The organism is Pseudomonas sp. D47, assembly GCF_045447305.1.
In the GTDB taxonomy this organism is placed as follows: Bacteria; Pseudomonadota; Gammaproteobacteria; order Pseudomonadales; family Pseudomonadaceae; genus Aquipseudomonas.
The window spans coordinates 1-13658 of record NZ_JBJGXU010000015.1 but is presented as its reverse complement, the minus strand read 5'-3'; the positions used below and the strand labels follow the sequence as shown (position 1 = coordinate 13658).

The following is a 13658-nucleotide window of genomic DNA, read 5'->3' as shown; positions in this document are numbered from 1 at the left end:
TCTTTCGATGCAATACGCGTACCCCCTGCTGGCTATCTTTATCTGGGCCGGTAACACCGTGGTCAACAAACTGGCCGTGGGCACTATCTTCCCCGCAGAAATCGGCTTTTACCGCTGGTTGCTGGCGGCGCTGCTGTTCACTCCGTTCATGCTCAAGCCGGTGATCGCCAACTGGGCGCTGATCCGCCCGAACCTGGGCAAGATCTTCATCCTCGGCGTGCTCGGCATGGCGGTGTATCAGAGCCTGGCCTACTACGCCGCGACCCTGACCAGCGCCACCAATATGGGCATCATCCTCTCGCTGATGCCGTTGATGTCATTGACCGCCGCCATCATCAGCCTCGGCCAACGCCTGACCTTTGGCGCACTGACCGGCGCGGTGCTGTCGTTCGCAGGCGTGGTGGTGGTGGTCTCGACCGGCAGCCTGGGCGCGTTGCTGCAACACGGGCTCAACCTGGGCGACGCCATGATGCTGATTGCCACCCTGGCCTACGCGGTCTACAGCACCTTGCTGAAAAAATGGCAGCTGCGCCTGCCGCCGTTGGTGCTGCTGTACCTGCAAGTGCTGGTGGCGGTGGTGGTGCTGTTTCCGCTGTTCCTGTTCTCGACCAAGGCGGGCCTGGGCTGGGCGAACATTCCGCTGGTGCTGTACGCGTGCTTGCTGGCGTCGATGGTCGCGCCACTGGCGTGGATGCACTCGGTGAAAACCCTGGGGCCAAGCCGAACCACGCTGTTTTTCAACCTGCTGCCGTTGATTACCGCGTTGATTGCGGCGGTGGTGTTGAAGGAGGAGTTGGCGATGTACCACTTGGTGGGTGGTTTGCTGACGTTGGGCGGGGTGATTTTGTCGGAGCGTTGGACGACGCCGGTTCGTCGTCAGGTCAGTGTTGCCTGATAAATAGCCTTCGCGAGCAAGCCCGCTCCCACATTCGATCACATTCCAAATGTGAAACTCGGTCGAATGTGGGAGCGGGCTTGCTCGCGAAGAACGATAACGCGGTGAACCTGCTAACCCCCCGCAACCTTCAGCCTTTGCGCATGCTCAACAAACAACCGAATCGGCTCCGCGCCCTTGCCCACCAGCCCGAAGGATTGGTTGACGATATCGAAGTGATCCAAAGCGTAGTCATCGCCAATCACCAACCCCAGGTGTGAGCTATAGCGCCCGACCATGCCGTCACACTGGCCCTTCTCCCGCACAAAACTGCGCGCGAACAACCGGCAGCTGCGGTTCGTGCCGTCCAGCAGGTTGCGCCCACGATCAGTCTTGCCCGGCTGCAAGGTGCCGGACCACGAGTAATAACGCACGCCGTTGACGACCTCAGCACCCTGCCCGCCCCAGGTTTGCGGCAAACCCTGCGGATACTGGCGGTTGAACAGGGCCACGCCTGCAGTGGTCAAGGACTGATGCGAGGCGTGCAAATCGGTCTTGAAGCGCGGCCCGCGATAGCCGGTTTCCAGCAGGCCCATCACCCAGGCGACCAGATGAAACAGCGTGCTCACGAGCCGGCCTTTCCAACTGTCCGGAGGGTAATGGGCATGGAAATAATCCGCCAATTCCGAACCATGATTAGGCCCGGCCACCGACGTTACCGATGCCACCCATTCCGGGCGCTTGGCCGCGGCATACCGCGCCGTCAGCGAGCCCTGGCTATGGCCGATCAGGTTGACCTTGTCGGCGCCGGTCTCGCGGCGAATCTGCTCGATCTGCACCAACAACTGCTCACCGCGCACCTCACTGGAATCCAGCGGCGCCACTTGCACGGGAAACACCTGCGCCCCACCCCTGCGCAGCGCCGGGACGATGCCGTACCAGTAGGGAAACAACCCCAGACGCACGAAGCCGAGCATGCCGGGCACCAGCACCAGGGGATAACGCGTGGCGAGAGACTCGGGCATGCAGCGGGCATCCTGATCAGGCAAGCGATAACGCCATCCTAGACCACTGGACGTGACCGCCCCATGACCGAGGCGGGTTAAAAATGCCCGGCCAGGTCGCGCAACTGGCGCTCAGCCTCTTCACAGGCGCGCAGGAATACGCTTTTGTCCGACTCCTCACCTTCGGCGGCGATCACCCGAATGTCATCGATACCGATGTAACCCAGCGCCGTGCGCAGGTGCGGGTCGGCATGGTTCATCCCTTCGTTTTCACCACCGGGGCCGAACCCGTTGCCGCCACGGCTGGTGATGATCAGTGCGCGCTTACCCTTGAGCAACGCCTGGTACTGCGCGATGCCCTGGCTGTCTTGGGTGATATCGAAGGTGAGGCCCAAGCGCACGATCTGGTCGATCCAGGCCTTGAGGCCGCTGGGCACGCCAAAGTTGTACAGCGGCATGGAGATCACCAGCAGCTCATGTTCGATCAGCTCGCCGACCAGTTCGTCGCTCAATTGCAGGTCGGCCTTCATCACTTTCGGCAGCGATTGCGGCTCGGGGTAGAAATTCGCCGCGACAAACGCCTCGGTGACATGCGGGATAAAAGCCCGGCCGACTTCGCGTCGGGTGATCTGTGCATCAGGGTTAGCCGCCTGCCAGGCATCGAGAAACGACTCGGCCAGGCGCCGGGAGTGAGAACGTTCGCCACGTGGGCTGGCGTGAACCACTAGCATTTTTTTCATCTGTTTTAGCCTTCACCGGATACACTCAGGCAACCTGGATGGTCGCCGCTTTTGCTAGTAAATCTAGAGCTGAGCGCCCTGACCGACAAATGAGCAATAGTTAATCCGGATGAATCCATTTCATCCATGGAGACAGAATGTTTGCTTCGCTACCCCTGACCGCCCTGCGTACCTTTGAGTCTGCTTCGCGCCTGTTGAGCTTCAAGGCGGCGGCCCAGGAACTGTCGGTGACGCCCACGGCGGTATCGCATCAGATTCGCGCCCTGGAAACCTGGCTGGGCGTGCAATTGTTCGAACGCCTGCCACGCCAGGTGCGCCTGACCGAAGGCGGCGAGCGGCTGTTTCACAGCGTGCATGGCGCCCTGCTGGATGTGGCACAAAGCCTCGACACCCTGCGCCCGCAACGCAGCGCCGGGCACCTCACGGTGTCCACCACGCCAGCCTTTGCGGCGCTGTGGCTGGTGCCACGGCTGGGCCGTTTCTACGCAGCTCATCCGGACATCAACCTGCGACTGGACACCCAGTGCGAGGTCGTCGACTTGCAGCAGGATGCCAGCGTTGATCTGGTGATTCGCTACAGCATGGGCGACTACCCCAACCTGTACGGCCAGTGCCTGTTCGATGAATGTTTTGCGGTGTATGGCTCGCCCGAACAGGTCGCGCGGGCCAGCACCCAGGTGCCAACGCTGATCAGCGTGCGCTGGCACAACTCCGAGCTTTACGCCTTGGGCTGGCAGGCGTGGTGCGACAAAGCCTCGGAGAGGTGGCTGGATCACCGGCTGCCTTCGCGTGAATACGATGAGGAACACTACGCATTGCAAGCGGCGATTGCCGGCCAGGGGTTGGTGCTGGCGAGCAACATTCTGGTGTCGGAAAGCGTGGCCAGCGGTTTACTGGTGCCCTATCGGCCGCAGGTCAGCGTCGGCGGCGCCGGCTACAGCGCGCTGTGTGTGCCGGGGCGGGAGCGGCATCCACCGGTGCGCGCGTTTTTCCAGTGGGTGCAGGAGGAGGCGAGGCTGTCCGGCCATGCGTTGTGAAATCCGATAAAACTTTTTGCGTCGCGCGGGACTCACAACTTATAGCGATCACGCCGGCAGAGCGTGGCGTAAAACCGGATTAGCACCAGGAGATTGAGATGACTGAAGCACATTTGACTGACGTTGCGACCCTACGCAGCCGCGCCCGCCAGAACGTCGAAAACGGCGCCGTAACCGAAGGCTACAACGCCGACCGCGAAGAAATCATCCGACTGCTCAACGCGTCCCTGGCCACTGAGTTGGTCTGCGTGTTGCGCTACAAACGTCACTACTTCATGGCCACCGGCCTGAAAGCCAGCGTCGCCGCCGATGAATTCCTCGAGCACGCGACCCAGGAAGCTGAGCACGCCGACAAACTGGCCGAGCGCATCGTGCAACTGGGCGGCGAGCCGGAGTTCAACCCTGACCTGCTGTCGAAGAACTCACACGCCCAATACGTGGCCGGCAACTCGCTGAAGGAAATGGTCTACGAAGACCTGGTGGCCGAACGGATTGCGGTGGACAGCTACCGCGAGATCATCCAGTACATCGGCGACAAAGACCCGACCACCCGTCGCATCTTCGAAGACATCCTGGCCCAGGAAGAAGAACACGCCGATGACATGGCGGATATTCTGCAGGACCTATAACCCGCCACACCGCTGAACCCCTGTGGGAGCGGGCTTGCCCGCGATAGCTATCGAACAGTCAGTGCATCTGTCGACTGTTACACCGCTATCGCAGGCAAGCCAGCTCCCACATTTAGTTTGCGGTTTCGTCAGTTACTTTTCACGGTCTTTGGCGCTTTGCCTTCCCTCATCTGCTGCAGCAACGGTGCACATTGGTTCGGCTCATCACCGCTAGGTGCTACCAAGGCCAGCAGCCCCGCCGCCGGGCCGGCGATGACACCCAGCGCAACCATCCCGGCGCCACGCAGCATCAGCGGCACCGCCTTCACACCCGCATTCGGCTTGATAAACGGCCCATTCACGTACAGCGGCGAACGCAGAGAGAACAGGCGGAAGCCCTTCGACTCCGGCGTGATGGTGAGGTCCAACTGTTCGGTCGCCATGTTCGCGGTGCCATCGATATAGATGATCGCGTTCTCGGTATCGAACACAAACAGGCGAGTGGTCGCAAGGCCAGTCTTGATGCCGAAGTCCGCCGCCGCGCAGTTGATCTTCACTTCCTTGTCGCCGAACAGGCGGCCTACTACGTAGTTGCCCACGTTAAGCCCGGCAATTTCCATCAGGCCTCGGCTGATGGCGCCGTCGTTGATGAGCATCTTCAGATCGCCGTTAGAGCTGCCCAGCAGCGCCGCCACGGAGTTACCGCGCCCGGAAATATCCGCGTCACCGTTGAGTTCACCAAAGCTGGTTTTCATCGGCTCGAAGGTCGGGAACAGCTGCTTGAGCTTGAAGTTGCGCGCAGTGAGTTTGGCGCGACCTTCCATGGGTACAGTGCGGCCATTCAGGCGAATTTGCGCATCCAGCTTGCCGCCGGCCACGCCGAAACGCAGGGGCTCCAGGCTCAGTTCGCCATCATTGAGCACCAAGTGGGTATAGAGGTCGGTGAAAGGCAGATCGGCACTGTGCACGATGCGTTTGCCGGTGAATTCCACATCGGCGTCCATCTCGCGCCAGCGCGCGGTGCGGAATTCTTCCACTGGCAGCACTTTGGTCGCCGGTTGCTTGCTTTCACCGCCACGGGCTTTTTGCTTGGCGTTGGAATCGGCACCGATCAACGGTGCCAGGTCGGTCATCAGCAGTTGGTTGGACACCAGCGCGCCGCTGAGTTTGGGCCGTGGCTGGCTGGCGACATAGGCCAGGTTGCCGTGGATGTCGCTGTCGCCGATCTTGCCGTTGAAGTTCTCGTAGCGGAATGAGGCGCCGCTGGCTTCATGCAGTTTGGCGATCAGGTGGCCGTCAGTGGAATAGGCCGGCGAGTCCGGCAAGGTGACGCCGGTCAGCGGGTACAGGTTGCCCAGGCTGCTGCCGGCGAGTTTCAGGCGCAGGTCCAGGGCGCCGAGGTTCAGCGGGTCGGTCAGAGTGCCGGCCAGCGCGATGCGGGTGTCAGCGATTTTCACCTGGGCTTGCAGCGGGAACGGCTTGGCCGCGTCCTGCAAGGCGAGCAGCCCGCCGATCTTGCCGGCGCCGTCGAGTTTCTGGCCGTGGTATTGGCCTTTGACCTTGAGGCCGAACGCGTAGTCCTGGGGCGCTGAGCCTTTTTCCAAGGCCTTTTTGGCATCGGCGTCACCGACGATTTCGCCGAAGGGAATCGGCTTGCCCAGCGGGTCGATAATCACGTCGAGCTGGGTCTTGAGGGTCTGGTCGTCGAGGGTCACGTGGCCTTTGTCGAAGCCGATGGCGCCGATGTCCACCACCCAGCTGGAAGGCTCGGCGTTGGGGTCCTTGGGGTCGAACTTGAAGGTCCAGTTGGCGCGGCCGTCGGCCAGGCGCTGCAGGTCGGCGCTGGGTTCGGTGAGGTCGATACGCGGAATCACCACGCGCTGCACCAGCAACGCCAGGGGCGAGATGCGCAACTCCACGCGCTTGAGGGTGACCATTTGCGGCTTTTTCGACCAGTCGGGGTTGCCCAGCGTCAGGTCTTCGGCAATCACATGCGGCCACGGCACCCAGGCACGCCAGCCACCTTCATCCGGCTCACGCGCCCACACCACCGCCAGGTTGCCATTGATGGCAAAGGGGCGATGCAGCTCTTCGGAAACCTTGGCATTAAGCGGCGGTTTGATGCGGTTCCAGTCAAAGAACACCAGCACCAAGACCACCACGGCGATTAACAGAACGAAGCTGGCGCAGCTCCAAACGACAATTTTACGAGTGCGCGTCATTGCACAGGACTCCTGGTTACGACTGAGGGCGCGCGTTGCCGCGCGCCTTTTGACTACAGCTTATAGAGCTACGACTGACAAATGGTCTGGGGGTTTAGCCCGAGTACGAATTCCCAGCAAAAAAAGCGACTTCTCCTACAGCTCAAGTCGACCAAACCATCAACAATGCACCAGTGTTACCCATGAACGGGTCGAAAATACCCACCATGGTGCAAAACCGCGGGCTTGAGAGGCTCGGTCTAGAGCCTCCGCAGGGAACAATCAATTCTGTTGATTATTACCATTGCGTTTATGAACTTTTATATCGACTTATCGAGAGTAGCATTAGCCCTGTACCCACTTTATCGCCCTCCCAAGGAGCAACCCTCATGAAACGCCAAATACTCGCTACCGTTCTGCTGTCTGTCCTGGCTTCCAGTGCTTTTGCCCTGCCAGCCGCTGAACAAGCTACCCCACAGAACAAAGCTCAAGCCGTGCAATCCAGCCAAACCGTGGCTCGCAGCGGTTCGCAAGAAGATGAAAACCGTGACTACGCCAAAGGCGCTGTTGCAGAGAACGGTTCGGAACACGCCAACAAACGTGCCTACACCGAAGGCGTTGCTGAAGGTGGCCGTGATCGCCTGGAACAGAAAGGTCTGGTAGAAGGCGGCGCTGAACAAGCCAACGACCGCGCATACACCCAAGGTATTGCCGAAGGTGGTGCTGATCGCCTGCAAGAACTGCATCAAGCTCAGAGCTAAGCCCGTGGTGGCCCAGAAAAAAGCCCGATCGACCGATCGGGCTTTTGCTTTTTTATAGAAACTACGTCACACCCCACACCACCAAGTTCGACGCCAGCGAAGCGGTTTTGCTAGAGTGCGTCGCTGTACTTGCCGACTAAGCCCGCCCGCCGATGCTGCCCCGCGCCGAACAGAAGCAACAGACCCGCCTCGCCTTGATGGACGCAGCCCGCCATCTGATGGAGTGTGGCCGTGGGTTCGGCAGCCTGAGCCTGCGCGAAGTGGCCAAGACCGCCGGGATCGTGCCGACCGGGTTCTATCGTCATTTTGACGACATGGACCAGTTGGGGTTGGTATTGGTCAGTGAAGTCGGCCAGACCTTCCGCGCCACGATTCGCCTGGTGCGCCACAACGAGTTCGTGATGGGCGGCATCATCGATGCGTCCGTACGGATCTTTCTGGATGTGGTCTCGGCCAACCGCTCGCAGTTCCTGTTCCTGGCCCGCGAACAATACGGTGGCTGCCTGGCTGTGCGCCAGGCCATCGGTGCCTTGCGCGAAGACATCACCAGCGACTTGGCGGCCGACCTCACACTGATGCCCAAGCTCCAGCACCTGGATGCCGAAGGCTTGCACGTAATGGCAGACCTGATCGTCAAGAGCGTGTTCGCCACCCTGCCCGACATCATTGACCCGCCGGCCCAGGCCCTGCCTGCCCATCTCACGCCTCAGGCGAAAATCACCCAGCAACTGCGCTTTATCTTTATCGGCCTCAAGCACTGGCAAGGCCTGGGCAGCACCGAGTAAGCCGATCAGCCCTACGGGTGGAAGCGTTTGGCGCTGGTGTAGTTTTTTTTCCAGTAAGTGCTATTCAGCGAATCGATACGAACGCGCTTGCCGGTACTGGGCGAGTGAATGAATTTGCCTTCGCCCACATAAAGGCCGACATGGCTGACCTGGCCGCTCCCATTACCTTTGAAAAACACCGCATCGCCCGGCATGAGAGCCTCTTTCGGGACGGTCGCGGCGCTTGAGCGATGCATCTGCGTGGTCGTGCGCGGCAGGCGAATATTGGCTTCGGTCTTGAACAGATAGACCAGGAAACCGCTGCAATCAAACCCTTGATCAACCGTGGCTCCACGCCCGTTGTAAGGCGTGCCGAGCAACTCATGGGCACGATCAATCACATTATCGATGGAGGCAGCAGAACTGAAGACCACAGACGGCTTTAAATTGGCCGACGCCGGTATGACGGCGTAGGAGAGACTGACAATGACTGCATATAAAAATACTTGGAACATGGTCGACGTCGCTAAGAATTAAAGACGGCGCACATCGTAATGAAACAGCCCGTAACTTTTTGAGAGCCAAGTCTTGGTTATGCGTAAGACGCTTCCGAGAAAAAATCCAGTGCGAATCAGATGAAAGAAATTTCATGCTGCACTCAGTAGAACTCAACGCAAAACGCCCACATCCGGTGCTATAAATTCAATCACGCACCATTTGGATGCGCCGTAGGAATCAACTGACGCCCTATTCGGTGGCATGCCCATGCTTGCCTACAGGGTTTTCCCATTCGCACGTGCGGTTGGCAAGCCCCTTGCTCTAGCTCTTTTATCGCTCATAGCTGGAAGCCTCCTGATGCTGGTGATCCACCGCCGAATCGCCCGACAAGCCCTCTGGGCCGCTGAACTGCTGCTGAACTTCGAAGCTCGCAGCAAAAGCCGCCTGCGCTGTTTCAGTGCCGACGGTGAAGACGTCGGCCTGTTTCTGGAGCGCGGCCAACCGCCATTGCACGATGGCGAATGCCTACAGGCTGAAGACGGACGTGTCGTACGCGTCGTTGCCCGCCCTGAACACCTGCTACACGTCACCTGCAGCAACGCGTTTGAACTGACCCGCGCGGCTTATCACCTCGGCAACCGCCATGTCGCCCTGCAAGTCGGCGACGGCTGGCTGCGCCTGCTTGATGACTATGTGCTCAAGGCCATGCTCGAACAGCTAGGGGCCCACACAGAAACCCTCGAAGCGCCGTTCCAGCCGGAACACGGCGCCTATGGCGGTGGTCATCACCATTCGCGCCACGGCGATGAAGACTTCAACTACCCGCCCAAGCTGCACCAGTTCGGCGTACGTCTATGAACCCAGCCTGGGCGCTGTTGCGCCTGGCCAGTCCGCAATTGCCGATTGGCGGCTACAGCTATTCCCAAGGCCTGGAAATGGCCGTGGACAATGGCCGCGTCAAGGATGCCGCCAGTACGCGACGCTGGGTCAGCGACCAGTTGCTGCTCAACCTTGCGCGTTTCGAAGCGCCATTGCTGCTCGCCCATTGCCGCGCGGCGGCGGATGAAGACTGGCCGCATCTGGCGCAATTGTGCGAAGAACATCGCGCCAGCCGCGAGACCCGCGAGCTGTATCAGGAGAGCCGGCAAATGGGCTACTCCCTGCAACAACTGCTCAATGGCTTGCCGGAACTGGACGACGCCGCGCGTACATTTGTGCAGCAATGCGCCGAACCGCACCTGGCCCTGGGCTGGGCCCTGGCGGCGCGCGCCTGGCACATCAGCCCGGATGACGCCCTCGCCGCTTGGCTGTGGAGCTGGCTGGAAAACCAACTCGCCGTATTGATGAAGACGTTGCCGTTGGGCCAGCAGGCCGCCCAGCGCCTGACCAGCGAACTGCTGCCGCTGTTGCAACAAGCCCAGCAAGACGCCGGCCGCATCGACCCCAACCATTTCGGCAGCGCCGCGTTCGGCCTGTCCCTGGCGTGCATGGCCCATGAGCGCCAGTACAGCCGCTTGTTTCGTAGCTAGGGCCTTTAATTTTGGAGAAGCACATGAACACACAACCTTTGCGTGTCGGCATCGGCGGCCCGGTGGGCTCCGGCAAGACGGCCCTGACCTTGGCGCTGTGCCTGGCCTTGCGCGATCGCTACAACTTGGCCGTGGTGACCAACGACATCTACACCCGCGAAGACGCCGACTTTCTGGTGCGCAACCAAGCCTTGGCGCCCGAACGCATCATCGGCGTGGAAACCGGCGGCTGCCCGCACACGGCGATCCGCGAAGATGCCTCGATTAACCTCGAGGCGGTGGACCAACTCAACCGCCGCTTCCCCGGCCTGGACCTGATCCTGGTGGAGTCCGGCGGCGACAACCTGTCGGCGACGTTCAGCCCGGAGCTGTCAGACCTGACCATCTATGTGATCGATGTATCGGCCGGCGACAAGCTGCCACGCAAAGGCGGGCCCGGTATTTGCAAATCCGATTTGCTGGTGATCAACAAGATCGACCTCGCGCCGTTGGTAGGCGCCTCGCTTGAGCTGATGAACAGCGACACCCAGCGCATGCGCAACGGCAAACCCTTTGTGTTCAGCAACCAGAAAACCGGCGTCGGCCTGGATGAAATCGTCGCCTTTATCGAACGTCAGGGCCTGCTGACTGCTGCCTGATCCCACCCTAAAAAAGGAGCCTGTTCATGAATCTCAACAAATTTCTCGCAACCGCTGCGCTGCTGCTCGCCCCAGCCCTCGCCTTCGCTCACCCTGGGCATGGTGATAATGGTTTGGTCGCCGGCATCAGCCACCCGTTGGGCGGTATTGATCACTTACTGGCTATGGTCGCGGTCGGCCTGTGGGCGGCGCAGCAAAAAGGCAACGCGCGCTGGGCCCTGCCTTGCACCTTTGTCGGCACCATGCTGATTGGCGGCCTGCTGGGCTTTGAAGGCCTGCAATTGCCGGCGCTGGAGAGCGGGATTGCTGCCTCGGTGCTGGCGCTGGGCCTGGCAGTGGCGCTGGCGGTGCGGCCGCCGCTGTTTGTGGCGGTGGGTGCTACAGCGCTGTTTGCGTTGTTCCATGGCGTGGCGCATGGCCTGGAACTGCCGGACATGTCCAGCCCGTGGGCGTATGCGGCTGGGTTTGTGGGCGCGACGGCGGTTCTGCATGCGGCGGGTTATGCCGTAGTGCGCTTCCTGCCGGCGGCCGCAGCGCCGCTGGTGCGGGTGGCTGGAGCGGCTTCGGCGGCGACTGGGGTTTGGTTGTTGGCGGGCTAACCTTGATCGTTCCCACGCTCTGCGTGGGAGCGCCGCCCAGGACGCTCCGCGTCCCAAAGCACGACGCAGAGCGTCACAAAATGCATTCCCACGCAGAGCGTGGGAACGATCAGCCTGCTACCATGCGCGCCTACACCCCTGCCGTGACGACGCCAGCCGATGCCCATCGCTCCAAGTTCCGCCTCCCAGCCTTCGTTGAACGCCGTGCTCACGCACTTCCATGACCTGATCGTGCCGCTCTGGCAGGGCCCGGGCTGGAATGCCGAGTTGGCGTTGCCCTATGAGGCGCTGGACGCCGATCACCAGCCATTGCCCCCGCAACGCTACCGCGCGATGGCCTGTGCCCGGCAGTTGTACCTGTTCGCCAGCCTGATCGGCGAGCCCGGTGCAACCTTTGTCGAAGAGCGCGCGGCGGCGCTGTTCCGTTCCCTGCAGCGGCACTTCCACGACGCCGAGCACGGTGGCTGGTTCTACAGCATCGACGCCCACGGCAAGCCGCTGGATAAGCGCAAAGACCTCTACACCCACGCCTTCATCATCTTCGCCTGTGCCCATTACTGGGCCAAAGTGCGTGAGCCGTTGGTGGAGTCGGTGCTCGACGCAGCCCTGGAAGTGGTCGCCGAACGCTTCGCCACCGGCGACGGCCTGTACGAAGCGGTGTTGGAACGCAATTGGTCGTCCCTCAAGTCCGGCCCGCTGCAAAACCCGCTGATGCACCTGGCCGAAGGTTTTCTCGCCACGCTGGCAGTGCGTGAAGACGCCGTCACGCAAGATGCGCTGCTGGACCTCGCCACCGCCATGCAGAAGCGCTTCATCGACCGCCAGCACGGCGTGATGATGGAAAAGCCGCTGGGCGCTGTGGATAACTGGTTTGAGCCGGGCCACCAGTTCGAATGGTTCTTTTTGCTCGAGTCTTCAGACGTACTGCGCGGCACGCCGCTGCATGCCTCGTTGACGCGGGCATTTGCCTACGCCGAGCTTAAGGGTGTGGATAAATTGAGCGGCGCGGTCAGCGGCATGCTTGCCCTGGACGGCACGGTGCGTGATGGCACTCAACGGATCTGGGCCCAGGCGGAATACCTGCGGGCACTGACCTTACGGCCTGAGAGTGAGGCGGTGCTGCAACGCCAATTGCTGGCGCTGCAACAGCACTTCCTGCATGAAAAGGGTTGGCATGAGTGCCTGGATGCCAAGGGCGCCGTGAGCCGACGGGATATGCCGTCGACTACGCCGTATCACTTGGCGACCTGCTATCAGGGGCTGACCTCAAAGGCCCTATCGTAGCGGTGCGACCTGTCGACAAGCCCGCTCCCACACTTGACCGCGTCCAACCTTTGGAATGCGGTTAACTGTGGGAGCTGGCTTGCCTGCGATAGCCTCACCTCGGTCTAACTGACCATCACGCAATCCACTTGCGATCCCCGGTAAAACTGATCGTCAGCCAGCGCGCCGCATCCGGCGTACCGAGCCCTGTGGATATCTCTTCGCGCAACCCATCAAGGGTTGCGACGCTGCCCACCGGGTAATCCGCCGGCAACACCACATGAATCTCGATAAACCGCGCCCGCCCGTGCTTTTGCACGTAGGACACGTAGTCGTCGAAACCATGCTTGGCCTGGGCCGCGTCCATCACTTCGCGCACCTTGTCGTCCAAGTGGTCCGGGGCAATCCCCAGCACTTCGCGCAACGCCGGGCGCAGGATCTTGAACGCCGGCGCCAGCATGCTGAGGGCCAACAGGATCAGAATCAGTGGGTCGACATACACCGCCCACTCGCCATAGCCTTGAGACTTGAGCAACAGCGCGGCAAGAAAGCTGATCAGCAAGCCCACCGAGAGCATCGCGTCCACCAGCCAGCTGATGTTGTCGAACTGGATCAGCGAGGATTTCAGTTTGCGATTGCGGTAGCGCACGTAGAAGAAGTAGCCGAATTCGACGACGGTAAACACCGCCGCGTAAACGATCACCAGCCCTAACTCGATTTCGCGCCCGCCATTGATAATGCCGAACACGCCGTTGAGAAACGCGTAGATGGCGATCAGCAGCAAAAAGCTGCCTTCGATCAGCAATACCATCGGCTCCAAGTGCCAGTAGCCGAACTGGAAGCGCTCGTTGCTTTTCTTTGCGATCAGCTTGGCCGTGATCAGCATCAACACCTTGATGGCGGTGGCGATCAGCGAGAAAAAGCCGTCGAATAGAATGGATTGGGCGCCAGACATCACACCCGTGACAATCCCGGCGATCGCTACAGCGAACATCAGGATGGTCGATTGTTTGAGCAGTGCCTGCTCACCTCGGTTACTCACATTTCCTCCCGTCAAAACCTTTAAACCGCACAGCGCGGAGGGGTTTTCCGGAGTGGAGTGTACCTTATGTCTTGTTTTGGCCGATTTGACGCCTTCGCAG

At 60.7% G+C, this 13658-nt stretch carries 15 protein-coding genes; 10 read left to right on the top strand and 5 right to left on the bottom strand.

Annotated elements, in window-relative coordinates; genetic code table 11:
- Positions 1-7 precede the first annotated feature (7 nt).
- A complete protein-coding gene (locus ACI77I_RS12605) occupies positions 8-895 on the top strand; it encodes a DMT family transporter (RefSeq protein ID WP_406997706.1) in 888 nt (295 codons plus the stop codon).
- A 113-nt stretch (positions 896-1008) separates the two neighbouring features.
- Here ACI77I_RS12605 and ACI77I_RS12600 read toward each other — a convergent pair whose 3' ends face one another.
- Positions 1009-1899 carry an esterase/lipase family protein gene (locus tag ACI77I_RS12600; protein ID WP_406997704.1) on the bottom strand — a complete coding sequence of 297 codons (891 nt, stop codon included), beginning with the start codon at positions 1897-1899 and terminating at the stop codon, positions 1009-1011.
- A gap of 77 nt (positions 1900-1976) precedes the next feature.
- Positions 1977-2618: an FMN-dependent NADH-azoreductase gene (locus ACI77I_RS12595; protein WP_406997703.1), complete on the bottom strand. Its 642-nt coding sequence runs from the start codon at positions 2616-2618 to the stop codon at positions 1977-1979.
- A gap of 137 nt (positions 2619-2755) precedes the next feature.
- Here ACI77I_RS12595 and ACI77I_RS12590 point away from each other — a divergent pair, with 137 nt between their 5' ends.
- Together ACI77I_RS12590 and ACI77I_RS12585 are read left to right on the top strand one after the other, a co-directional pair.
- Positions 2756-3655 carry a LysR substrate-binding domain-containing protein gene (locus tag ACI77I_RS12590; protein WP_406997702.1) on the top strand — a complete coding sequence of 300 codons (900 nt, stop codon included), beginning with the start codon at positions 2756-2758 and terminating at the stop codon, positions 3653-3655.
- A 98-nt stretch (positions 3656-3753) separates the two neighbouring features.
- The gene (locus ACI77I_RS12585; protein ID WP_094949754.1) at positions 3754-4284 is read left to right on the top strand and encodes a bacterioferritin; all 531 of its coding nucleotides are present in this window, start codon (positions 3754-3756) and stop codon (positions 4282-4284) included.
- A gap of 128 nt (positions 4285-4412) precedes the next feature.
- Here the strand turns inward: ACI77I_RS12585 and ACI77I_RS12580 are convergent, their stop codons facing one another.
- Positions 4413-6485: an AsmA family protein gene (locus ACI77I_RS12580; RefSeq protein ID WP_406997701.1), complete on the bottom strand. Its 2073-nt coding sequence runs from the start codon at positions 6483-6485 to the stop codon at positions 4413-4415.
- Between the two features lie 368 nt (positions 6486-6853).
- Between ACI77I_RS12580 and ACI77I_RS12575 the strand changes: the two genes are divergently transcribed.
- Both ACI77I_RS12575 and ACI77I_RS12570 read left to right on the top strand, forming a co-directional pair.
- Entirely contained in the window at positions 6854-7225 is a 372-nt protein-coding gene (locus ACI77I_RS12575; RefSeq protein ID WP_094949752.1) for a hypothetical protein, read from the top strand.
- Between the two features lie 152 nt (positions 7226-7377).
- Positions 7378-8010, top strand: coding sequence for a TetR family transcriptional regulator (locus tag ACI77I_RS12570; RefSeq protein ID WP_053254084.1), 633 nt, complete (start codon positions 7378-7380; stop codon positions 8008-8010).
- 11 nt (positions 8011-8021) lie between these two features.
- Here ACI77I_RS12570 and ACI77I_RS12565 read toward each other — a convergent pair whose 3' ends face one another.
- The gene (locus tag ACI77I_RS12565) at positions 8022-8504 is read right to left on the bottom strand and encodes a C40 family peptidase (protein ID WP_094949751.1); all 483 of its coding nucleotides are present in this window, start codon (positions 8502-8504) and stop codon (positions 8022-8024) included.
- 340 nt (positions 8505-8844) lie between these two features.
- Here ACI77I_RS12565 and ureE point away from each other — a divergent pair, with 340 nt between their 5' ends.
- The 5 genes from ureE to ACI77I_RS12540 all read left to right on the top strand — a co-directional run bounded on the left by ureE (position 8845) and on the right by ACI77I_RS12540 (position 12537).
- Positions 8845-9345, top strand: a complete 501-nt coding sequence (ureE, locus tag ACI77I_RS12560; RefSeq protein ID WP_406997700.1) for an urease accessory protein UreE — start codon at positions 8845-8847, stop codon at positions 9343-9345.
- Entirely contained in the window at positions 9342-10016 is a 675-nt protein-coding gene (locus ACI77I_RS12555; RefSeq protein ID WP_406997699.1) for an urease accessory protein UreF, read from the top strand. The genes ureE and ACI77I_RS12555 overlap by 4 nt, the downstream gene beginning before the upstream one ends.
- Before the next feature lie 23 nt (positions 10017-10039).
- Complete coding sequence (gene ureG / locus ACI77I_RS12550; RefSeq protein ID WP_017849719.1) at positions 10040-10654, top strand: urease accessory protein UreG; 615 nt, start codon at positions 10040-10042, stop codon at positions 10652-10654.
- A gap of 26 nt (positions 10655-10680) precedes the next feature.
- Complete coding sequence (locus ACI77I_RS12545) at positions 10681-11253, top strand: HupE/UreJ family protein (protein ID WP_406997698.1); 573 nt, start codon at positions 10681-10683, stop codon at positions 11251-11253.
- A 159-nt stretch (positions 11254-11412) separates the two neighbouring features.
- The gene (locus tag ACI77I_RS12540) at positions 11413-12537 is read left to right on the top strand and encodes an AGE family epimerase/isomerase (protein ID WP_094949747.1); all 1125 of its coding nucleotides are present in this window, start codon (positions 11413-11415) and stop codon (positions 12535-12537) included.
- A 115-nt stretch (positions 12538-12652) separates the two neighbouring features.
- Here ACI77I_RS12540 and ACI77I_RS12535 read toward each other — a convergent pair whose 3' ends face one another.
- The gene (locus ACI77I_RS12535) at positions 12653-13558 is read right to left on the bottom strand and encodes a cation diffusion facilitator family transporter (RefSeq protein WP_242154130.1); all 906 of its coding nucleotides are present in this window, start codon (positions 13556-13558) and stop codon (positions 12653-12655) included.
- Positions 13559-13658: the final 100 nt, after the last annotated feature.

Coding starts and splice junctions, on each gene's coding strand:
- ACI77I_RS12605 (WP_406997706.1), top strand. CDS start 8: ATGCAATACGCGTACCCCCTGCTGGCTATCTTTATCTGGGCCGGTAAC.
- ACI77I_RS12600 (WP_406997704.1), bottom strand. CDS start 1,899: ATGCCCGAGTCTCTCGCCACGCGTTATCCCCTGGTGCTGGTGCCCGGC.
- ACI77I_RS12595 (WP_406997703.1), bottom strand. CDS start 2,618: ATGAAAAAAATGCTAGTGGTTCACGCCAGCCCACGTGGCGAACGTTCT.
- ACI77I_RS12590 (WP_406997702.1), top strand. CDS start 2,756: ATGTTTGCTTCGCTACCCCTGACCGCCCTGCGTACCTTTGAGTCTGCT.
- ACI77I_RS12585 (WP_094949754.1), top strand. CDS start 3,754: ATGACTGAAGCACATTTGACTGACGTTGCGACCCTACGCAGCCGCGCC.
- ACI77I_RS12580 (WP_406997701.1), bottom strand. CDS start 6,485: ATGACGCGCACTCGTAAAATTGTCGTTTGGAGCTGCGCCAGCTTCGTT.
- ACI77I_RS12575 (WP_094949752.1), top strand. CDS start 6,854: ATGAAACGCCAAATACTCGCTACCGTTCTGCTGTCTGTCCTGGCTTCC.
- ACI77I_RS12570 (WP_053254084.1), top strand. CDS start 7,378: ATGCTGCCCCGCGCCGAACAGAAGCAACAGACCCGCCTCGCCTTGATG.
- ACI77I_RS12565 (WP_094949751.1), bottom strand. CDS start 8,504: ATGTTCCAAGTATTTTTATATGCAGTCATTGTCAGTCTCTCCTACGCC.
- ureE (WP_406997700.1), top strand. CDS start 8,845: ATGCTGGTGATCCACCGCCGAATCGCCCGACAAGCCCTCTGGGCCGCT.
- ACI77I_RS12555 (WP_406997699.1), top strand. CDS start 9,342: ATGAACCCAGCCTGGGCGCTGTTGCGCCTGGCCAGTCCGCAATTGCCG.
- ureG (WP_017849719.1), top strand. CDS start 10,040: ATGAACACACAACCTTTGCGTGTCGGCATCGGCGGCCCGGTGGGCTCC.
- ACI77I_RS12545 (WP_406997698.1), top strand. CDS start 10,681: ATGAATCTCAACAAATTTCTCGCAACCGCTGCGCTGCTGCTCGCCCCA.
- ACI77I_RS12540 (WP_094949747.1), top strand. CDS start 11,413: ATGCCCATCGCTCCAAGTTCCGCCTCCCAGCCTTCGTTGAACGCCGTG.